1 protein-coding gene is annotated in these 24200 nt (G+C 74.7%); it reads left to right on the top strand.

Features of this window, described 5'->3' with window-relative positions; genetic code table 11:
• Nucleotides 1-17 precede the first annotated feature (17 nt).
• On the top strand, nucleotides 18-24200 hold the full coding sequence (locus tag HZS56_RS01025) for a non-ribosomal peptide synthase/polyketide synthase (protein ID WP_216718773.1): 24183 nt from the start codon (nucleotides 18-20) through the stop codon (nucleotides 24198-24200).

The following is a 24200-nucleotide window of genomic DNA, read 5'->3' as shown; positions in this document are numbered from 1 at the left end:
GGTACCCCATGTCCCGTCTGTCCCGTCGCGACGGTGACGCCCTTCCCCTGACCGCGGCCCAACGCGAGATCTGGCTCGCCGAGCAGAGCTCCCGGACCCCGATCGCGGGCTACCGCGTCGGCGAGTGCCTGGAGATCCACGGGCCGGTGGACCGGGAGCTGTTCGAGAGGGCGCTGCGCCGGGTGGTCGACGAGGTCGACGCCCTGCACGTCACCTTCGCCGACGACGGCGAGGGACCGCGGCAGATCCTCCGGGAGCACTGGGACTGGGCACCGGTCCACCTCGACCTGAGCGGGGAGCCCGACCCGCGGACGGCGGCCCTGGCCTGGATGGAGCGGGACCTGCGGCGCCCGCTGGACCCCACCCGCGACCCGCTGTTCGGCCACGCCCTGATCAAGGCCTCACCGACGGAGTACCTCTGGTACCTGAACTACCACCACCTGGTACTGGACGCCATCAGCAGCTCCATGGTCCGGCAGCGGGTCGGCGACGTGTACTCGGCACTGGCCGGGGACGGTGCCGTACCGCCCAGCCCGTTCGGCCCGCTGCGGGACCTCGTCGACAGCGACACCGCCTACCGCGCCTCCGCCGACTTCGCCGCCGACCGCGCCCACTGGACGGAGCACTTCGCCGACCTGCCCGCCCCGACCCGGCTCGCCGGCACCTCCGCGACCGACCCGTACCGCCCCCTCCTCGTGGCCGGGGAGCGGGAACTGCGCCGCCCCGGCGCCCTGCGCGCGGCGGCGGAACGCTCCGGCGTCCGGTGGTCCCGGCTGCTGGTCGCGGCGACGGCCCTCTACGTCCACCGGCTGACCGGCGACCGGGACGTGGTGCTCGCCCTGCCCGTCACCGCCCGCCGGGGCGCCGACCGCGACCTGACGGCGGTGCCCGGCACGACGTCCAACGTGGTGCCGCTGCGGCTGACGGTGCGCCCGGACATGCCGTGGCGGGAACTCGTCGCCCAGGCGGCGCGGGAGATCGACAGGGCCGTCGCGCACGAGCGGTACCGCAGCGAGGACCTGCTGCGGGACCTCGGCGTCCCGGGCGGCATCGGGACGGCGTTCCCGCTGATCGTCAACATCATGGCCTTCAACTCCCGGCCGAGCTTCGCCGGACACCCGGCCTCCGTGCACCACTTCGTCTCCGGGGCGACCACCGATCTCGCCGTCTGGGTCTTCGACTACCGCGACGGCAACCCGCCGCTGCTCCGGCTGCACGGCTCGCCCGAGGCGTACGGACCCGGCGACCTGTCCGGCCACCAGGAGCGGCTGCTCGCGCTCCTCGACACCCTCGCGGACCGCGACCAGGACGAGCCGGTGGGCCGGATCGGACTGCTCACCGCCGAGGAGCACCGCGAGCTGACCGTGCTCGGCACCGGCCCCTCCGCCCCCGCCTCCGCCTCTGCCACGAGCCTGCCGGAGCTGTTCCGCCGGCACGTCCGGGCGACCGGGGACCTGGTCGCGCTGGTGTGCGGCGACGTCTCGCTGACGTACGCGGAACTGGACGCGCGGGCGAACCGGCTGGCCCATGCGCTGATCGCGCGGGGCGCGGGCCCCGAGCGACTGGTGGCGGTGGCCCTGCCGCGCTCGGCCGAGCTGGTGGTGGCCCTCCTCGCCGTGCTGAAGACCGGGGCGGCGTACGTGCCGGTCGACCCCGAGTACCCGGCCGCCCGGATCACCTGCCTCCTCGACGACGCCCGGCCGGCCCTGCTGGTGACGGACTCCCGCAGCGCACGGCGACTGCCACCGGCCGGGTCCCGGCCCGACCGGCTCGTGCTCGACGCCCCGGAGACGGCCGCCCTGGTGGCCGCCTGCCCAGCGGCCGACCCGACGGTGGCCGTCGACCCCCGCCTGCCGGCGTACGTCATCCACACCTCCGGCTCCACCGGACGGCCCAAGGGCGTGCTGCCGACCCACGGCGGACTGCTCGATCTGCTCACCGACCTCCGGCAGGCGCACTTCGCGCCGTTGCTGAGGACACGGCAGCGGCTGCGGGTGGCGCTGACCACCTCGGTCTCCTTCGACGCCTCCTGGAACCAGCTGCTCGCCCTCTTCGACGGCCACGAGCTGCACGTCCTGGACCACGCGACCTGGACCGACCCCGCCGCCCTCGTCGCCTACACGGCGCGCCGCGGACTGGACTACCTGGAAGCCACCCCCTCCTACCTCCAAGAGCTGCTCTCCCACGGGCTGCTGGACGACCCGCAGCGGCGCCCGGCACTGGTCGGAGCGGGCGGCGAGGCCGTCCCGGAGACGCTGTGGGAGCAACTGCGCGCCGCGGAGGGCGTGTCCTGCCTCAACCTCTACGGACCGTCCGAATGCACCGTCAACTCGGTCGTCGCCCCCCTGGAGTCGAGCCCCCGCCCGGTGATCGGGCGGCCGGTCACCAACACCCGGCTGTACGTGCTCGACGGCGCCCTGCGGCCGTTGCCGGCCGGTGTGCCGGGCGAGCTGTACATCGCGGGCGCGGGACTGGCGCGCGGCTATCTGAACCGGCCGGGACTCACCGCGGGCCGCTTCGTGGCGGACCCGTCCGGGCCGGCCGGCACGCGGATGTACCGCACCGGTGACCTGGTGCGCTGGAACCCGGACCAGAACCTGGAGTTCCTCGGCCGCACCGACGACCAGGTCAAGATCCGCGGCTTCCGGATCGAGCTCGGCGAGATCGAGGCCGTCCTCGCCGAGCACCCCGGGGTCTCCCGGGCCGCCGTGGCGGTCCGCACCGAGGAGGAACCCCGGCTGGTCGCCTACGCGGTGCCCGAGCCCGGCGCCACCGTCACAGGCGCCGCCCTGCGCGACCACCTGCGGGACCGGCTGCCCCGACCGATGGTGCCGGCCGCGTACGTGCTGCTGGACGCGCTGCCGCTGACCCCGAACGGGAAGCTCGACCGGCGGGCCCTCCCGGAGCCCGAGTCGCGGCCCGCCGCGCCGGGCCGCGCCCCGCGCACCGCGACCGAGCACCTGCTCGTCGGGCTGTTCGCCGAGGTGCTCGGGGTGACCGGGCCCGGCCCGGACGACAACTTCTTCGACCTCGGCGGGCACTCACTGCTGGCCACCCGCCTGATCGCCCGGATCCGCCCGGTCCTCGGCGTGGAACTGCGGCTCGGCGACCTGTTCGACGCGCCGACCGCCGCGGAGCTGGCGGTGGCCGTGGACGCCGCGGGCCGGGCCCGTCCCGCGCTGGAGCCCCGCGAGCGGCCCGACGTGGTCCCGCTGTCCTTCGCGCAGCGCCGGCTGTGGTTCCTGCACCGCATGGAGGGCCCGAGCGCCACCTACAACATCCCGCTGGCCCTGCGGCTGTCCGGAGACCTGGACCAGCGGGCCCTGCAGGCCGCCCTGGCGGACGTGGCCGAGCGGCACGAGAGCCTGCGCACCGTCTTCCCGGCGGTCGACGGCGTGCCGTGCCAAAGGGTGCTGGGCCCGGAGGAGGCCCGGCCCCGGCTGCGCACGACCGACCTCGGGGAACGCGAGCTGCCGGAGCGGCTGGCGCGGGCGGCCCGGTACGGCTTCGACCTCGCCGAGGAACCGCCGCTGCGCGCCGAACTCTTCCGGCTGACGCCCGAGGAGCACGTGCTGCTCCTCGTGGTGCACCACATCGCCGGCGACGGCTGGTCGACGGGGCCGCTCTCACGGGACCTCACGACCGCCTACGCGGCCCGCGCCGAGGGCGCCAAGCCGCAGTGGCAGCCGCTGCCCGTCCAGTACGCCGACTACACGGTCTGGCAGCGGGAGCTGCTGGGCGACGCCGCCGACCGGGACAGCCTCCTGAACAGCCAGCTCGCCTACTGGCGCCGGCAGTTGGCCGGTCTTCCCGAGCAGGTGGAGCTGCCGTTCGACCGGCCCCGGCCGGCCGTGGCGTCCCACCGCGGCGCCCACCTGCCGGTGCGGATCGACGCCGCACTGCACCAGGGCCTGCGGACGCTCGCCCGCGACGGCGGGGCCAGCCTCTTCATGGTGCTCCAGGCCGGTCTGGCCGCCCTGCTGGGCAAGCTGGGCGCGGGCACCGACGTACCCGTGGGCACGCCGGTCGCCGGACGCACCGACGAGGCCGCGGACGACCTGATCGGCTTCTTCGTCAACACCCTCGTGCTGCGCACCGACCTCTCCGGCGACCCGTCGTTCACCGAACTGCTGGGCCGGGTGCGCGCCGACGCGCTGGCGGCGTACGCGCACCAGGACGTGCCGTTCGAGCACCTCGTGGAGGCCCTGAACCCCTCCAGGTCGCTGGCGCACCACCCGCTGTTCCAGACCATGCTCACGCTTCAGAACGCGCCCCTCGGCACTTTCGACCTGCCCCGGCTGAGGGTGGCGGCCGACTTGGTGCACACCGGGACGGCCAAGTGCGACCTGACCTTCGTCCTGGCCGAACAGCCCGGTGGCGACGGCCTGTCGGGCGTGGTGGAGTACAGCACCGACCTGTTCGACGCGGCCACCGTGACCGGCATCGTCGAGCGCTGGCTGACGCTGCTGCGCGCCTTCGTCGCCGACCCGGGCCGCAGGATCGGCCGGGTGGACGTGCTGTCCGCCGGGGAAATCCGTGCGCTGCTCCCCGCACCCGCCGACCGGAGCGCGGCGTCCTCGACGAGCACCCTGCCCGCGCTGTTCGAGCGGCAGGTGCGGGCCACCCCGTCCGCCGCCGCCCTCACCGACGGCGATGTCACCCTGACCTACGGCGAGTTGAACGCCCGCGCCAACCGTCTCGCGCACGCCCTGATCGCCAGGGGAGTGGGCCCGGAGCAGCGGGTGGCGCTGGCCCTGCCTCGCTCGGCGGAGCAGGTGGTGGCGGTGCTCGCCGTGCTGAAGGCGGGCGGCGCCTACGTTCCCGTGGACCCGGACTACCCGGCCGCGCGCATCGCGTACCTGCTCCGGGACGCCCGCCCCGCCCTCCTCGTGACCACGGGCGGGACCGGCGACCTGCCGGGTGCGGAGGCGGTGGAACGGCTGCCGCTGGACGCCACCGGCCTGGACGGCCTGCCGGACACGGACCCGGAGGTTCCCCTCGACCCCGGTCATGCGGCGTACGTCATCCACACCTCCGGATCCACCGGCGAGCCCAAGGGCGTGGTGGTCCCGCACCGCAACGTGGTGCGGCTGTTCGGCACCACCGAGGAACTGTTCGGCTTCGGTGCCGAGGACGTCTGGACGCTCTTCCACTCCTACGCCTTCGACTTCTCGGTGTGGGAGCTGTGGGGGCCGCTGCTGCACGGCGGGCGTCTGGTGGTCGTGGACCACGAGACCAGCCGCTCGCCCGGCCGCTTCCTGGAACTCCTCGCCCGTGAACGGGTGACCGTGCTCAACCAGACGCCGTCCGCGTTCTACCAGCTGATGCAGGCGGACGCGGAGGCCGCGGACACCGGCCGTCCGCTCGCGCTGCGCACGGTGGTGTTCGGCGGCGAGGCGCTGGAGCACGCCCGGCTGGCGAGCTGGTACGAGCGCCATCCGGACGACGCGCCGCGCCTGGTCAACATGTACGGCATCACCGAGACCACGGTGCACGTCACCCACGCCGCGCTCGACCGGGCTCAGACGGCCGCCGGACGGATCGGCGCGGCCCTTCCGGACCTGCGGACGTACGTGCTGGACGCCCACCTGCGGCCGGTGGCCCCGGGCGTGCCCGGCGAGCTGTACGTCGCGGGCGCCGGACTGGCGCGCGGCTACCTGGACCGTCCCGGCCTGACCGCCGGGCGCTTCGTGGCCGACCCGTTCGGAGCGCCGGGAGCGCGGATGTACCGCAGCGGCGACGTGGTGCGCCGCGCGGCGGACGGCGGTCTGCGCTACGTCGGCCGGGCCGACCAGCAGGTGAAGGTGCGCGGGTTCCGGATCGAGCTGGGCGAGATCGAGGCGGTACTGGCCGCGCACCCCGCCGTCGCCCAGGTCGCCGTCCTGGCCCGGCAGGACCGCACCGACGACACCCGGCTGGTCGCCTACCTGGTGCCGACGGCGGGCGACGCGGCCGGTGCGGGAGCGGGAGAGGCGCCGGACCCGGCCGTGGCGGACGTACCGATCCCGGCCCCGGCCGTGAACGCGACCGACGCCCCGGCCCCGGCCGACCTCCGCGCCCACCTGCGCGAGCGGCTGCCGGAGCACATGGTGCCGTCGGCGTTCGTCGTCCTCGACGCGCTGCCGCTGACCGCCAACGGCAAGCTGGACCACCGGGCCCTGCCCGCCCCCGACCTCACCACCGCCGCCACCGCCCGCGCGCCGCGCACCCCGCGGGAGAAGGTCCTCTGCGACCTGTTCGCCGAGGTCCTGGGCGTCGCGTCGGCCGGCGCCGAGGACGGCTTCTTCGACCTGGGCGGGCACTCGCTGCTGGCCACCCGGCTGGCCGCCCGGATCCGCGCGACCCTCGGCGTGGAGATGCCGCTGCGCACCCTGTTCGAGGCGCCGACCCCGGCAGCCCTCGCCGCCGCGCTGCCCGCCGCCGGACCCGCGCAGGCCGCCCTGGTACGCCGCGAGCGCCCCGGGACGATCCCGCTGTCGTTCGCGCAGCGGCGGCTGTGTTTCCTGCACCAGCTGGAGGAAGACGGCGCGAACTATCACATCTCCCTCGCCTGGCGGCTGTCCGGCGACCTCGACCGGCGGGCCCTGGAGGCCGCCGTGGCGGACGTGGTGGCCCGGCACGAGAGCCTGCGCACCGTCTTCCCGGCGGTGGACGGCGTACCGTACCAGCAGGTGCTGGACGTCGAGGCGGCCCGTCCGCGGCTGCCGGTGGCCCGGGTCACCGAGGACGGGCTGCCGGCTGCTCTGGCCGAGGCCCAGGCCCGCCCGTTCGAGCTGGCGGCCGACGTGCCTCTGCGCGCCGGGCTGTTCGAGCTGGCGGCCGACGAGCACGTGTTCCAGGTGGTGCTCCACCACATCGCCGGTGACGGCTGGTCGCTCGGCCCGCTCGCGCACGGACTGACCACCGCCTACGCGGCGCGCCGCCGAGGCGGGGAACCGCAGTGGGAGCAACTGCCGGTCCAGTACGCCGACTACACCCTGTGGCAGCACGAACTGCTCGGCGACGCGGCCGACGAGGACAGCCTGTTCGCCCGCCAGACGGCCTACTGGACCCGGCAGCTGGCCGGCCTGCCCGAGCAGCTCGAGCTGCCCGGCGACCGGCCCCGTCCGGCGGTCGCCTCCCACCGGGGCGGCTCCGTGCGGGTCGAGCTGGACGCCGAACTGCACCGCGGACTGCACGAGTTGGCCCGCGCCCACGGCGCCAGTGTGTTCATGGTGCTCCAGGCCGGGCTGGCGGTGCTGCTGAGCAAGCTCGGCGCGGGCGACGACATCCCGGTCGGCAGTCCGGTCGCGGGCCGGACCGACCAGGCGCAGGACGAGCTGGTCGGCTCCTTCGTCAACACCCTGGTGTTCCGCACCGACACCTCGGGCGATCCCACCTTCGCCGAACTGCTGGACCGTGTCCGGGAGACCGCGCTGGCCGGGTACGCGCACCAGGACCTTCCCTTCGAGTACCTGGTAGAGGCCCTCAACCCGGCCCGGTCGCTGGCCCACCACCCGCTGTTCCAGATCATGCTGGTGCTGCAGAACGCGCCCCGGGCCGACTTCGCGCCGTCCGGCCTGCGCGTGGCCGACCTGCCGTCGGAGTCGGCCACGGCCAAGCTCGACCTGATCTTCACCCTCTCCGAGCGGCACGCCGAGGCGGGCTCCCCGCAGGGGATCGACGGGACCGTCGAGTACACCACCGACCTGTACGACCCGGCCACCGTCGAGACGATGTTCGGCCGGTGGGTCCGGCTGCTCACCGCCGCGGTCGCCGACCCGCGGACGCGGATCAGCCGGTTCGGCCTGCTCACCGCCGAGGAGCACCGCGAGCTGACGGCGCTGGGCACCGGCCCGGCCGCCCCGGCCCTCCCCGGAAGCCTGCCCGAGCTGTTCCGGCACCAGGTCAGCGCCAGGCCGGACGCCGTCGCCGTGGTGGGCCCGGACGCCACGCTGACGTACGCGGAACTGGACGCGCGGGCGAACCGGCTGGCCCATGCGCTGATCGCGCGGGGCGCGGGCCCCGAGCGGCTGGTGGCGGTGGCCCTGCCGCGCTCGGCCGAGCTGGTGGTGGCCCTCCTCGCGGTACTGAAGACCGGCGCCGCCTACCTGCCGGTCGACCCCGGGTATCCGGCCGCGCGGATCGCGTACATGCTCGACGACGCCCGGCCGGTCCTCGGGGTGACCGACGCCCGCACCCGAGGCCGGCTGCCGGAGACCGGCTGTGCCCGGTGGCTGGTGGCCGACGACCCGGGAACGGCCGCACCGGTGGCCGGGTGCCCGTCGACGGACCCCGCGGTGGCCGTCGACCCGGACCACCCCGTCTACGTCATCCACACCTCCGGGTCCACCGGCAGGCCCAAGGGCGTGGTCGTGACGCACGGGAGCCTGGCCAACCTGTTCGCCGACCAGTGCCCGCTGATCTTCCGGACGGGCGAGCGGATGCGGGTGGGGCTCACCACGTCCGTGTCGTTCGACGCATCCTGCGACCAGCTGTTCGCCCTGTACGCCGGGCACGAGCTGCACGTGCTGGACGAGGCGACCTGGACCGACCCCGACGCCTACCTCGAGTACGCCGCGCGCGCCGGCCTCGACACCGTCGGCGGCACCCCGTCGTACGTGCAGGTCCTCGTGGACCACGGCCTGCTGGACCACCCGCGGTGGCGCCCCTCGTTCGTCGGGCTGGGCGGCGAGGCCGTCCCCGAGCAGCTCTGGGAGCGGCTGCGGGCGGCCGACGGAGTGGACTCCGTGAACTACTACGGTCCGGCCGAGTGCACGGTGGACTCGGTCGTCGCCCCGCTGGGGTCGAGCCCGCACCAGGTGATCGGCCGGCCGCTCGGCGGCGTCCGGCTGCACGTGCTCGACGCCGCCCTGCGGCCGGTGCCCGCCGGCGTGCCGGGCGAGCTGTACATCGCGGGCGCGGGACTGGCGCGCGGCTATCTGAACCGGCCGGGACTCACCGCGGGCCGCTTCGTGGCGGACCCGTCCGGGCCGGCCGGTACGCGGATGTACCGCACCGGTGACCTGGTGCGCTGGGGCGCGGACGGGAACCTGGAGTTCCTCGGCCGCACCGACGACCAGGTCAAGATCCGCGGCTTCCGGATCGAGCTCGGCGAGATCGAGGCTGCCCTGACGGAACACCCGCAGGTCGCCCGGGCCGCCGTGGCCGTCCGGCGGGACCGAGCGGGGGACACCCGCCTGGTCGCCTACCCGGTGCCCGCCACCGGGGCGGAACCCCGGCCGGAGGACCTGCGGGCGCACCTGCGCGAGCGGCTGCCCGACTACATGGTGCCCGCCGTGTTCGTCCTCCTGGACGCCCTGCCGCTGAACACCAGCGGCAAACTGGACCGGCGTGCGCTGCCCGAGCCCGCCGTCACCGCGCCCCGGTCCGGCCGGGCCCCGCGCACGCCCCGGGAACAGGTACTGGCAGGGCTGTTCGCCGAGGTGCTGGGCCTGCCCGAGGTCGGGGCCGACGACGACTTCTTCGACCTGGGCGGGCACTCCCTGCTGGCCACCCGGCTCGTGGCCCGGGTCCGTGCCTCCCTGGACGTGGAGATGCCGCTGCGCGCCCTGTTCCGGACCCCGACGGTGGCCGGGCTGGCCGCCGCGCTGGACGGCGCGGACGGGGCCCGGCTCGCCCTGCGGCGGGCGGAGCGGCCCGAGCGGGTCCCGTTGTCGTCCGCGCAGCACAGGCTCTGGTTCCTGCGCCAGATGGAGGGCGCCGACTCGGTCTACAACATGCCGCTCGCGTGGCGGCTCACCGGGCCGCTGGACCTGGCCGCCCTGGAGGCGGCGCTGGGCGATGTCGTCGCCCGGCACGAGACCCTGCGCACCGTCTACCCGGCCGCCGACGGAGTGCCCCACCAGCAGGTGCTGGCCGCCGCCCGGACTCGCCCGGAACTGTCGGTCGGCCCCGCCGAAGACAGGTCCCTGCCCGGCCTGTTGACGGCGGCCGCCGCGCGCGGATTCGACCTCGCCACCCAACCACCCCTTCGTGCCCAGGTGTTCAGGCTCTCGGCGGACGAACACGTCCTGCTCCTGGTGATGCACCACATCGCCGGTGACGGATGGTCGCTCGGCCCGCTCGCCGCCGACCTGGCCACCGCGTACGCGGCCCGTTGCCGCGACGAGGAACCGCGGTGGGCGGAACTGCCGGTGCAGTACGCCGACTACACCCTGTGGCAGCACGAACTGCTCGGCGACCCGGCCGACCCGGACAGCCTCTTCGCCCGCCAGCGGGCCTACTGGACCGAGCGGCTGACGGACCTGCCGGAACAGATCAGGCTCCCCGCCGACCGGCCCCGCCCCGCGACCCCCTCCCACTCCGGCGGCCACCTCGCCGTAGAACTCGACGCCGAACTGCACGCCGGACTGGTCCGCCTGGGCCGGGAGCACGGCGCCAGCGTGTACATGGTGCTGCAGGCCGGACTGGCCGCGCTGCTGGACAAGCTCGGCGCGGGGCAGGACATCCCCGTCGGCAGCCTGATCGCCGGACGGACCGACCAGGCCCTGGACGACCTCGTCGGATTCTTCGTCAACACCCTGGTGCTCCGCACGGACACCGGCGGCGACCCCACCTTCGCCCAGCTGCTCGGCCGGGTCCGTGAGGACGCACTCGCCGCGTACGCGCACCAGGACCTGCCGTTCGAGCACGTCGTCGAGGCCCTCAACCCGTCCCGGTCGCTCGCCCGTCAGCCGCTGTTCCAGGTGTTGCTCGCGCTGCAGAACGTGCCCCGCACCGAGTTCGCCCTCAGCGGCCTGTCCGCCGAGATCGCCCTGGTACGGACGCCGACGACGATGTTCGACCTCGGCATCCACCTGCTGGAGCGCGGCGGCACCGGCGGGCCGGCCGAGGGCATCGTCGGACGGGTCGAGTACAGCACCGACCTCTTCGACGCCGCCACGGTGGAGGCACTCGTCGCCCGCTGGCTGCGGCTGCTGGCGTCCGCGGTCGCCGAGCCGGACCTGCCGCTGAGCCGGATCGACGTCCTCACCGCCGCAGAACGGCACGAACTGCTGGTCGTACGCAACGACACCGCCCGCCCGCTGCCCGGCGCAGGCCTGCCCGCGCTCTTCGAGGCGCAGGTCCGGTCGGCCCCCGAGGCACCGGCGGTGGTGTTCGAGGACACCGTGCTGACCTACCGGGAGCTGAACCGCAGGGCCAACCGCCTGGCACACGCGCTGATCGCACGCGGGGCCGGGCCCGAGCAGGTCGTCGCGCTGCGGCTGCCGCGCTCCGCCGAGCTGGTGGTCGCCGTCCTCGCCGTACTCAAGACGGGCGCGGCGTACCTCCCCGTCGACCCGGACTACCCGGCCGCCCGGATCGCGTACATGCTTGAGGACGCGCGGCCGGCCGTGGTGCTCGACGACCTCGCGGCCGTCACCCCGGACGGGGACCTGCCGGAGCACGATCCGGCCGTCGCCGCGGACCCGCGCCACCCGGCCTACGTCATCTACACCTCGGGTTCCACCGGCAGGCCCAAGGCCGTGGTGATGCCCGCCGCCGGGCTGCTGAACCTGCTGGCCTGGCACCACGGGTCCGTGGGCGGCGAACCCGGCACCCGCACCGCGCAGTTCACCGCCCTCAGCTTCGACGTCTCGGTGCAGGAGACCCTCTCCGCGCTGCTGTACGGCAAGACGCTGGTGGTGCCGACCGAGGAGCAGCGCCGCAGCGCCGAGTCGTTCGCCCACTGGCTGGACCGGCACGGGGTCGAGGAGCTGTTCGCGCCCAACCTGGTGGTCGAGGCGCTGGCCGAGGCCGCCGAGGAGGCCGGGCTCGAGCTGCCGAAGCTGCGGCTGATCGCACAGGCCGGCGAGGCGATGCGGCTCGGCGCCGTCGTACGCCGCTTCCGGGCCCGCCGGCCGGGACGGGAGCTGCACAACCACTACGGCCCCGCCGAGACCCATGTGATCACCGCGTATCCGCTGCCGGCCGACTGCCCGCTGCCGGTACCGATCGGCCGCCCGATCGCCAACTGCCGTGCCTACGTGCTGGATGGGGCTCTGCGGCCGGTCGCCCCCGGCGTACGGGGCGAGCTGTACCTCGCCGGTGCGGGACTGGCCCGCGGCTACCTGAACCGGCCCGGGCCCACCGCCACGCGCTTCGTCGCCGACCCCCACGGTCCGGCCGGTGCGCTGATGTACCGCACCGGGGACCTGGCCCACTGGCGCGCCGACGGCGAGCTGGAGTTCGCGGGCCGGGCGGACCACCAGGTGAAGGTCCGCGGGTTCCGCGTCGAGCCGGGCGAGATCGAGGCCGAGCTGGCCACCCACCCGGCGGTCGCCCAGGTCGCGGTACTCGCCCGGGAGGACCGGCTCGTCGCGTACGCGGTCCCCCTGGCCGGCATCGGGGTGAGCGTCGCGGAGCTGGCGGCGTACCTGCGCGAACGGCTGCCGGACCACCTGGTGCCGTCCGTGTTCGTACTCCTGGACGTGTTGCCGCTGACGCCGAACGGGAAGCTGGACCGGGCGGCGCTGCCCGCGCCCGAGCCGGTCGCGACGGCCGGTGGCCGGGCGCCGCGCACGCCGCAGGAGCAGGTCCTCGCCGAGCTGTTCGCCGAGGTGCTGGGCGTACCGCGGGTCGGGGCCGACGACGGCTTCTTCGACCTGGGCGGGCACTCGTTGCTCGCCACCCGGCTGGTCTCACGCGTCCGGGCCACCCTCGGCGTCGAGCTGGAGCTGCGGGCCCTGTTCCGGACCCCGACACCCGCCGGGCTCGCGGCCGCACTGCACGGCGCGGGCACCGCACGGCAGCCCCTCGTGCCCCGACCCCGCCGCGAACCGATGCCCCTGTCGTTCGCCCAGCGCCGGCTCTGGTTCCTCCAGCGGTTCGGCGCGCCGAGCGCCACCTACCACATGCCCCTCGCCCTGCGCCTTTCCGGCACCCTCGACCGGGCCGCGCTGCACAGCGCGCTGGCCGACGTGACGGCCCGCCACGAAACCCTGCGCACCGTCTTCCCGCACACCGCCGGAATCCCGCGCCAGCGGGTGGTGGACGCGGCGGAGGCCGCGGTCCCGCTGACCGTACGCGCCGTCCGTGAGGCGGAGATGCCCGCCCTGCTGCGGGAGGCCGCGGTGCGGGCGTTCGACCTGACCTCGGAAGTACCGCTGCGGGCGGAGCTGTTCGCGCTCGCGCCGGACGAGCACGTACTGCTGCTGGTCCTGCACCACATCGTCGGGGACGGCTGGTCCATGGGCCCGCTGGCCCGCGACCTGGCCACCGCGTACACCACCCGGCGGGGCGGCGGCGCGCCGCCCTGGCCGCCGCTGCCGGTGACGTACGGCGACTACACCCTGTGGCAGCACGAGATCCTCGGCGACGAGCAGGACGCGGACAGCGTGTTCGCCCGCCAGGTCGCCTACTGGACCAGGACGCTGGCCGGGCTGCCCGGACAGGTGCAACTGCCCGCCGACCGGCCGCGCCCCGCCACCATGTCGTACGGCGGCGACCTGCTGGAACTGCGGATCGACGCCGAACTGCACGCTTCCCTGCTGGAGTTGGCGCGCCGCTCGGGCGCGACGCTGTTCATGGTGCTGCAGGCGGCGCTGGCGGCGCTGTACACGCGGCTGGGCGCGGGCACGGACATCGCGATCGGGAGCCCGGTCGCAGGGCGTACCGACGAGGCGCTGGACGACCTGGTCGGGTTCTTCATCAACACGCTGGTGCTGCGGACCGACACGAGCGGTGACCCGAGTTTCCGCGAACTGCTGGGAAGGGTGCGGGAGACGGCGCTGTCGGCGTACGCGCACCAGGACGTGCCGTTCGAGCACCTGGTGGAGGTGCTGAACCCGTCCAGGTCCCTGTCCCACCACCCGCTGTTCCAGACCGGGCTGGTCGTGCAGAACGCACCGGGCGGCGACTTCGAGTTCCCGGGCCTCAGGGTCTCCGGGGTGACCGTGCTCACCGGGACCGCGCGGCTCGACCTGACCTTCGGGTTCGCGGAGGAGCACGGTGCGGACGGCGCACCGGCCGGGCTCAGCGGTGCGGTCGAGTACAGCACCGACCTGTTCGACCGCTCGACCGTCGAGGCCCTGGCCGCCCGGTGGACCAGGCTGCTCGCCGCCGTGGCGGCCGCGCCCGACCGGCCGATCGGCGAGGCCGACCTGCTGTCGGCCGGGGAACGCCGCGAACTGCTGCCCCCCGTCGAGCCCGTCGAGCGCGGGGTGGCCGGGGCGGCCGGAGCGGCTGGGGCGAGTCTGACCGAGCTGTTCGCGGCGCAGGTCGCGGCGACGCCGGACGCGGTGGCGCTGGTGTGCGGCGTCGACGAGCTGACGTACGGGCAGCTCGACGCCCGCGCGAACCGGTTCGCGCACGCGCTGCTCACCCGGGGCGCGGGACCGGAACAGGTCGTGGCGGTGGCGCTGCCGCGGTCGGTGGAGTCGGTGGTGGCCGTCCTCGGTGTGCTGAAGACCGGGGCCGCGTACCTGCCGGTGGATCCGGCGTACCCGGCTGCACGGATCGCGTTCATGCTGGACGACGCGCGGCCGGCCGTCGTCGTCGACGATCCGGCCGTGGTGGCCGGGGCCTGCGGCCCGGACACCGATCCGGGTGTCGTGGTGGACACCCGGTGCCCGGCGTACGTGATCTACACCTCGGGTTCGACGGGCCGCCCGAAGGGCGTCGTGGTGAGCCACACCGGCGTGTCCGGCCTGGTGGCCGCGCAGGTCGACCGGCTCGGCGTGGCGCCGGGCAGCCGTGTCCTCCAGTTCGCCTCGCCCAGCTTCGACGCCTCCTTCTGGGACCTGTGCAGCGCCCTGCTCACGGGGGCCGCGCTCGTCCTGGCCCCGTCCGAGGCCCCGTTGGAGGCCCTGACGGACCGGCGGCTCGGCGTCACTCACGTGACCCTGCCGCCCTCGGCCCTGGCCACGGTGGAGAGCACCGACCTCACGGCCACCACCCTGGTGGTCGCGGGCGAGGCCTGCGCTCCGGAGCTGGTGGCCCGCTGGGCGCCGGGCAGGCGGATGTTCAACGCGTACGGTCCGACGGAGACGACGGTGTGCGCGACCATGAGCGGCGCCCTGTCCCCGGGGGCGGCCGGCGCACCGCCCATCGGCCGTCCGGTCGCGGGCTTGCGGGCGTACGTCCTCGACGAGCGGCTGCGCGTCGTGCCGCCGGGCGTGGCGGGGGAGCTGTACGTCGCCGGTCCCGGTCTGGCGCGCGGGTACCTGAACCGGCCCGGGCTGACCGCCGCGCGCTTCGTGGCCTGCCCCTTCGGCCCGGCGGGCGCGCCGATGTACCGCACCGGAGACGTGGTGCGCCGCCGAACGGACGGCGAGCTGGAGTACGTGGGCCGCGCCGACGACCAGGTGAAGGTGCGAGGGTTCCGCGTCGAACTCGGCGAGGTCGAGACGGCGCTGGCCGAGCACCCGGACGTCGCCCGGGCCGCCGTCCTCGCCCGGGACGACCGGCTCGTCGGCTACGCCGAGGCCCGCTGCGGTGCCGTCCTGCACCCCGCGGAGCTGGCGGCGCACCTGCGTGAACGGCTGCCCGACTACCTGGTGCCGTCCGGGTTCGTGGTCCTCGACGTGTTGCCGCTGACGCCGAGCGGAAAGCTGGACCGGGCGGCGCTGCCCGCGCCCGAGCCGGTCGCGACGGCCGGTGGCCGGGCGCCGCGCACGCCGCAGGAGCAGGTCCTCGCCGAGCTGTTCGCCGAGGTGCTGGGCGTGCCGCGGGTCGGGGCCGACGAGGACTTCTTCGAGCTGGGCGGGCACTCCCTGCTGGCCACCCGGCTGGCCGCGCGGGTGCGTTCGGTGCTCGGTGTGGAGCTGGCGCTGCGCACCCTGTTCCAGGCGCCCACCGTGGCGGGCCTGGCCGGGGCGCTGACCGGGGCCGGCCCGGTCCGCCCGGCGCTGACCCGGCGCGAGCGTCCCGAGGCGGTACCGCTGTCCTTCGCCCAGCGCCGCCTGTGGTTCCTGCACCGCATGGACGGTGCCGCCGCGACCTACCACATCCCCCTCGCCCTCCGGCTGACGGGGACGCTCGACCGGACCGCGCTGGACGAGGCGCTGGCCGACGTGGTGGCCCGGCACGAAAGCCTGCGGACGGTCTTCCCGGAGGTCGCCGGCGTGCCCCGACAGCACGTCCTCGACCCGTCCGGAACCCGGCCCCGGACGCGGCTGATCGGGGTGTCGGAGGCCGAACTGTTCGAGCGGCTGGCCGAGTTCGCCCGGTTCCCGTTCGCCCTGGAGGAGGAGGCGCCCCTGCGCGCGGAGCTGTTCGTGCTCGCGCCGGACCGGCACGTGCTGCTCCTGGTGATGCACCACATCGCGGGTGACGGCTGGTCGACCGGCCCGCTGGCACGCGACCTGGCCGAGGCGTACACCGCCCGCTGCCAGGGCCGCGCGCCGCACTGGCACGCCCTGCCGGTGCAGTACGCGGACTACACGCTGTGGCAGCGCGAGCTGCTCGGCGACGCCACCGACCCCGACAGTCGCTATGCCGAGCAACTCGACTACTGGAAGAACCAGTTGTCCGGCCTGCCGGAGCTGCTCCAGCTGCCCACCGACCGGCCCAGGCCGGCCGTGGCCGGCCGCCGCGGCGACCATGTCGGCCTGGAGATGAGCCCCGAACTGCACGCCGCACTGCTGGAGTTGGCGCGCCGCTCGGGTGCCAGCCTGTTCATGGTGCTGCAGGCGGCGCTGGCGGCGCTGTACACGCGGCTGGGCGCGGGGACGGACATCCCGATCGGGAGCCCGGTCGCGGGGCGCACCGACGAGGCGCTGGACGATCTGGTCGGCTTCTTCGTGAACACGCTGGTGCTGCGCACCGACACGGGCGGCGACCCCACCTTCACCGAGCTGCTGGAGCGGGTGCGGGAGACGGCGCTGTCGGCGTACGCGCACCAGGACGTGCCGTTCGAGCACCTGGTGGAGGTGCTGAACCCGTCCAGGACCCTGTCCCACCACCCCCTCTTCCAGACCGTCCTGGCCGTGCAGAACGCCCCGATGGGCCGGTTCACGCTGCCGGGCCTCGACGTCACCACCCACGCGGTGGACACCGGGACCGCCAAGTTCGACCTCGGTGTCAGCCTCGTCGAGCAGTTCGCCCCCGACGGCGGTCCGGCGGGGATCGCCGGCGCGGTGGAGTACGCCACCGACCTGTTCGACCGCCCGACGGTCGAGGCACTCGCGGCGCGCTGGACGCGCCTCCTGGAGGCGGTCACCGCCGACCCGGACCGGCCGGTCGGACGGATCGAGATCCTCGGCGCCGAGGAACGCACCCTCCTGCTGGAGCGGGGCAACGAGACCGCCCGCGAGGTGACGGCCGTCCCGGTGCCGCGGGCGTTCGAGGCACAGGTGACGGCGACACCGGACGCGGTCGCCCTGGTGCGCGGCGCCACCGAGGTGACGTACGAGGAGCTGAACGCCCGCGCGAACCGGTTCGCGCACGCCCTGATCGCCAGGGGTGTCGGTCCGGAGCAGACGGTGGCCGTGGCCCTGCCGCGTTCGGTGGAGTCCGTGGTGGCCGTCCTGGGCGTCCTGAAGGCCGGGGCCGCCTACCTGCCCGTCGACCCGGCGTACCCGCGGGCGCGGATCACGCAGATGCTCGACGACGCCCGCCCGGCCCTGACGGTCGACGACCCGGCGCTGGTGACCGAGGTCTCCGGGCGGCCCGAGACGGACCCGGTGGTCGCGCTCGACGTCCGGCATCCGGCCTACGTGATCTACACCTCGGGTTCGACCGGCCGTCCCAAGGGTGTCGTGGTCGGCCACGGCGGCGTCGCCAGCCTGGTCGCCGCGCAGCTCGAACGCTTCGCGATCGAACCCGGCAGCAGAGTGCTGCAGTTCGCCTCGCCCAGCTTCGACGCCTCGGTGTCGGAGATCTTCACGGCGCTGCTGCGCGGCGCCACCCTGGTGCTGCCCCCGGCGGCCGACCCGGTCGCGGCACTGACCGACCCGGACCTCCGCATCACCCACGTGACCGTGCCCCCGTCCGTCCTCGCCGCGGTGCCGGAGGGCTCGGTGGACGTGCGGACGCTGGTGGTGGCGGGGGAGGCGTGCCCGCCGGAGCTGGTGGACCGCTGGGCGCCCGGGCGCCGGATGATCAACGCGTACGGCCCGACCGAGACCACGGTGTGCGCCACCATGAGCGACCCGCTGCCGGCCGGAGCGGGCGTGCCGCCGATCGGCCGTCCGATCGCCAACGCCCGGGTGTACGTGCTGGACGAGCGGCTGCGGCCGGTGCCGCCGGGCGTGGCGGGAGAGTTGTACGTCGCGGGCGCGGGACTGGCGCGCGGGTACCTGAACCGGCCGGGCCTGACCGCCGGACGGTTCGTGGCCTGCCCGTTCGCGGCCGGTGAGCGCATGTACCGCACCGGAGACCTGGTGCGCTGGCGCAGCGGACGGCTGGAGTACGCCGGCCGGGCCGACGACCAGGTCAAGGTGCGCGGCTTCCGGATCGAGCCCGGCGAGGTCGAGGCGGCCCTGGCCGAACACCCCGGCGTCGCACGGGCCGCCGTCCTCGCCCGGGACGACCGGCTCGTCGGCTATGTCGTCCCGCGCCAGGACGACCGCCGGGACAGCGACCTGGAAACGGACCACGTGAGCGAGTGGCAGGACATCTACGACGCCCTGCCCATCACCCCGGAGGACTCCGGCACCGGCACCGACACCGACACCGGCACCGAGAACGGCTTCGGCCAGAACTTCGTCGGCTGGAACAGCAGTTACGACGCGGAGGCGATCCCCACCGAGCAGATGCGGGAGTGGCGGGACACCACCGTGGACCGCATCCTCGCGCTGCGCCCCCGCCGGGTGCTGGAGGTCGGCGTCGGAACCGGACTGCTGCTCTCGCAGATCGCACCGCACTGCGAGAGCTACTGGGCGACGGACTTCTCCGCCACGGCGATCGACGCGCTGACCACGCAGGTCGCCCGCCGAAGCGACCTGGCCGAACGGGTCGTGCTGCACACCCGCCCGGCCCACGACACCGACGGCCTGCCGGCCGGGCACTTCGACACCGTCGTCATCAACTCGGTCGTGCAGTACTTCCCGTCCGCCGACTACCTCGCGGACGTGATCGGGCAGCTGATGCGGCTGCTCGCCCCCGGCGGCACGCTCTTCGTCGGCGACGTCCGCAACCTGCGGCTGCTGCGCCCGCTGGCCACCGCCGTCCAACTGCACCGGACCGGTGCCGACGGCGACCTCGCGGCGGTGCGCCGCGCGGTGGAGCAGGCCGTCAGGGTGGAGAAGGAACTCCTGGTCGACCCGGACTTCTTCAACGCCCTGCGGGAGCACGGCAGGGACAGCGGCACGGACAGCGGTACGAACAGCGGTACGGACATCGGCACGCACAGCGGTACGGACATCGGCGCGGTGGGCGTCGAGATCAAACGCGGCCGCCACCACAACGAACTGACCCGCTACCGCTACGACGTGACCCTGCACAAACCACCGGTCGCCCCGGCCGTGCCCGGCCGGCCGGCCGAGCTGGAGTGGGGGAGGCAGGTCGCCGGGCTCGACGAACTGCGCGCCCTGCTCGCCCGGCCGCACACCGGCCCGCTGCGCATCACCGGTGTGCCGAACCGCCGCGTGGCGCGCGAGTCCGCGCTGGCCCGAGCCGTGCAGGACGGCGAAGCGCCGCTCGCGGAACTGCTGGAGCGGCTCCACAGCCCGGAGCAGAGCGACCTCCCCGACCCGGAGGACTTCCAGGCCCTCGGCGCCCGGACCGGACACCGGGTCGCCGTCACCTGGTCGGCCACCGCGGACGACGCCCTGGACGTGGTCTTCACCGACCCGAGCGTCCAGCACCACGGCTCGCCGGTCGAGGCGTACCGGCCGGCCCTCCCCACCGGCAGGCCGCTGTCGTCGCTGACCAACCGCCCGACCGGCAGCCGGGGCACCGGCGCCCTCATCGGCGGACTCCGCACCTGGCTGCGCGACCGACTGCCCGACCACCTGGTCCCGTCGGCGTTCGTGGCGCTGCCGACGCTGCCGCTCACGGCCAGCGGCAAACTCGACCGCCGCGCCCTGCCCGCACCCGACCCCGGCCCCGCCGGAACCGGGCGTGCCCCGCGCACCCCCCAGGAACAGCTCCTCGCCGAACTGTTCGCCGAGGTGCTGGGCCTCGCCCAGGCCGGCGTCGACGACAGCTTCTTCGACCTCGGCGGACACTCGCTGCTGGCGACCCGGCTGGCCGCCCGCGTCCGGGCCACCCTCGGCGCGGAACTCGAAGTCCGTACGCTGTTCGAGACGCCGACGGTGGCCGGACTGGCGGCCCGCCTCGACGGTTCCGGGACGGCACGGCCGGCGCTGACCGCCCGGCCGCGCCCCGACCGGGTCGAGCTGTCCTTCGCCCAGCGCCGCCTGTGGTTCCTGCACCGGATGGACGGTCCGAGCGCCACCTACAACATGCCCCTCGCGCTCAGCCTGACCGGCGCACTCGACCGCCCCGCCCTGCACGCCGCGCTCGCGGACGTGATCGCCCGGCACGAGAGCCTGCGGACCGTCTTCCGCGAGACGGACGGCGTGCCGTACCAGGTCGTGCTGAGCCCCGAGGAGGCGCGTCCCGAGCTGCCGGTGGTCGACCTCGGTGAGGACCGGCCGGCCGAGCGCCTGGCCCGGACCGCACGGCGGGGCTTCGACCTGGCGGCCCAGCCGCCCGTCCGGGCCGAGCTGTACGCGCTCGCGCCCGACCGGCACGTACTGCTGGTCGTCGTGCACCACATCGCCGCCGACGGCTGGTCGATGGGGCCGCTCTCCGGCGACCTCGCGACCGCCTACACGGCACGCTGCCGCGGCGAGGAACCGCAGTGGCCGCCACTGGCGGTGCAGTACGCCGACTACACCTGCTGGCAACGCGACCTGCTCGGCGACACCGCCGACCCGGACAGCCTCTTCGCCCGCCAACTGGCCTACTGGAAGGACGAGCTGGCGGGAATCCCGCAGCAGGTGGAACTGCCCGCCGACCGGCCCAGGCCGCCGGTGGCCTCCCAGCAGGGCGGCCGGGTGTCCGTCGCGCTCGACCCCGAACTGCACCGGGCGCTGCGCGACCTGGCCGCCGCTCAGGGCGCCAGCATGTTCATGGTGCTCCAGGCGGGTCTCGCCGCGCTCCTCACCCGCCTCGGCGCCGGCACCGACATCCCGGTCGGCAGCCCGATCGCCGGCCGTACCGACCAGGCGCTGGACGAACTCGTCGGCTTCTTCGTCAACACGCTGGTGCTGCGCACCGACACCGGCGGAGACCCCGGCTTCGCCGAACTCCTCGACCGGGTGCGGCAGAAGGCGCTCGCCGCGTACGACCACCAGGACGTGCCGTTCGAGTATCTGGTCGAGGTGGTCAACCCGGCTCGCTCGCTGTCGCACCACCCGCTGTTCCAGGTCATGCTGGCCCTGCAGAACGCACCGGTGGGCGAGTTCGCGCTGCCGGGCCTGACGACCGGCCACCTGGAGGCGTCGACCGGCACCTCGCGGGTCGACCTGACGTTCAGCCTGGCCGAGCAGTTCCGTGCCGACGGCGGCCCCGACGGCCTGGTCGGCGCGGTGGAGTACGCCACCGACCTGTTCGAACCGGCCACCGTGGAGCTGCTGTTCGACCGTTGGGTCCGGCTGCTGCGCGCGGCGGTCGCCGACCCCGGCCGGCCGATCAGCCGGATCGACGTCCTGTCGGACGGGGAACACGACCGGCTGCTGTCCGCGTCCACCGGCACCGCGGTCGAGCTGCCCGACGCGGGGCTGCCCGAGCTGTTCGCCCACCGGGTGCGCGCCACCCCGGACGCGGTCGCCGTCGTCGCGGGCGCCACCGAACTGACCTACCGGGAGCTCGACGAACGGTCCAACCGTCTCGCGCGGGCACTGGTCCGCCGGGGCGTACGGCCCGAGACCCCGGTCGCGGTGCTCCTCGACCGGTCGGCGGACCTGGTGGTGGCACTCCTGGCGATCACCAAGGCAGGCGGTGCCTACGTGCCCCTCGACGCGCGCTTCCCGCAGTCCAGGATCGACCTGATCCTCCGGGAGGCCGGGGCCCGGCTGGTCCTCACCGCGGACGCGCTGGCCGCCCTGCTCGGGGGCGAGCCGGACCCGTCCAGTGTTGACGTCCGCTGCGCTCCGGGCCAGTTGGCCTACGTGATGTACACCTCCGGTTCGACCGGCCGGCCCAAGGGCGTGGCCGTCACCCACCGCGACGTCGTCGGTCTCGCGTACGCCCCCGAGTGGCACCGGGGCGGACACCGGCGGGTGCTGATGCACTCCCCGACCGCCTTCGACCTGTCGACCTACGAGCTGTGGGTACCGCTGCTGAGCGGCGGCACGGTCGTCGTCGCCCCGCCCGAGCGGCTCGACCTGGACCTGCTGCAGCACACGATCGGCACGCACGGGGTGACCGGACTGTGGCTGACGGCCGGGCTGTTCCGCCTGGTCGCCGAGGAACGGCCGGGCCTGCTCGCGGGAGTGCGCGAGGTGTGGACCGGCGGTGACGTGGTCTCCCCGGCCGCCGTCGCCCGGGTGCGGGCGGCCTGCCCCGGCATCGAGGTGGTCAACGGCTACGGGCCCACCGAGGCCACGACCCTGGCCACCTGCCACCCGGTACGGAACCTTGCAGAGAACGCCGCGACCGTGCCGATCGGCGCGCCGATGGCGAACACGCGCGCCTACGTGCTCGACGACCACCTGCGGCCGGTGCCCACGGGACTGGTGGGCGAGCTGTACCTCGCGGGGACGGGCGTGGCCCGGGGCTACCTCGGCCGGTCCGGCCTGACGGCGGAGCGCTTCACCGCCGACCCGTACGGACCGCCCGGCAGCCGGATGTACCGCACCGGCGACCTGGCGCGGTGGACGGCCGAAGGGACGCTGGAGTTCGCCGGACGCACCGACCACCAGGTCAAACTCCGCGGCCTGCGGATCGAACCGGGCGAGATCGAGGCGGTCCTGGCCGGCTCCCCGGGCGTCGCCCAGGCGGCCGTGGTCGCCCGCGAGGACCGCCCCGGCGACAAGCGCCTCGTCGCCTACCTGGTCCCCGGCCCCGGCGAAACGCCACAGGCGCGGGCGCTCGCCGGGCGCCTGCGCCGCGAACTGCCGGACTACATGGTGCCGTCGGCGTTCGTCGCCCTCGACGCGCTGCCGCTCACCGCCAACGGCAAGCTGGACCGGGCCGCCCTGCCCGCCCCCGAGTACGGGGCGACGGGCGATGGACGCGGCCCCCGGACGCCGCGGGAACAGCTGCTGTGCGACCTCTTCGCCGAGGTCCTCGGCCGGGAACAGGTGCACATCGACGACAACTTCTTCGACCTGGGCGGGCACTCGCTGCTGGCCGCCCGCCTGGCCTCCCGCGTCCGCGAGACCCTCGGCCTGGAGCTGGGACTGCGCATGCTGTTCGAGGCACCGACCGTGGCCGGGCTCAGCGAGCGCCTGGTCATGGACGACCCCCACGACGCGCTCGACGTGGTGCTGCCGCTGCGGCCGACCGGGACCGGTACACCGCTGTTCTGCATCCACCCCGGCGGCGGCATCAGCTGGTCGTACAGCGGACTCCTGAACCACATCGGCCCCCAGCATCCCGTCTACGCGATCCAGGCGCGCGGCCTCGGCCGCCCGGAACCCCTGCCGACGTCCTTCGAGGAGATGGCGGCGGACTACGCCGACCAGATCCGCAAGATCCAGCCCCAGGGGCCGTACCTGCTGCTCGGCTGGTCCGCGGGCGGGCTGATCGCCCACGCCCTCGCCTGCGAGCTGCAGGCGCGCGGCGAGCGGACCGCGCTGCTGGCCGTCCTCGACGCCTACCCGGTCAAGGACGTGCAGTTCGAGGAGGCGCCCGTGCCCACCGAGCGGGACGTCCTCGTCGGTGTGCTCGACGTCGACCCGGACGAACTGGGCGACCGGGAGCTGACCTACGCCGAGGTCGCCGAGGTACTGAACCGGCGGGGCAGCGCGCTGCAGGGCCTGACGGAGCAGCAGATCGAGGTCATCATCCACATCATGATCAACAACGCGAAACTGGCGGTCGACTTCGTCCCCGCGGGCTTCGACGGCGACCTGCTCCTGTTCAACTCGACCATCGACCGCGAGGGGAACGACGCCGGGCCCGCGACCTGGCGCCCGTACGTCACGGGGCACATCGAGTCGCACGAGATCACCACCCGCCACAACAAGATGACCGAGGCCGGCTCGCTGGCCCAGATCGGCCCGGTCCTGGCCGCCCGCCTCGCCGAGGCCACCGAAGACGCCCCCACTTCCCACCTCACCCACCCCACTCAGCTCACCCACCTTTCCGATCAGGAGGACTGA

Source organism: Streptomyces mayonensis (genome assembly GCF_018982965.1).
Taxonomy (GTDB): Bacteria; Actinomycetota; Actinomycetes; order Streptomycetales; family Streptomycetaceae; genus Streptomyces; species Streptomyces mayonensis.
Note: the sequence above shows the minus strand (reverse complement) of the source record. Positions and strands in the feature narration are given on the sequence as shown.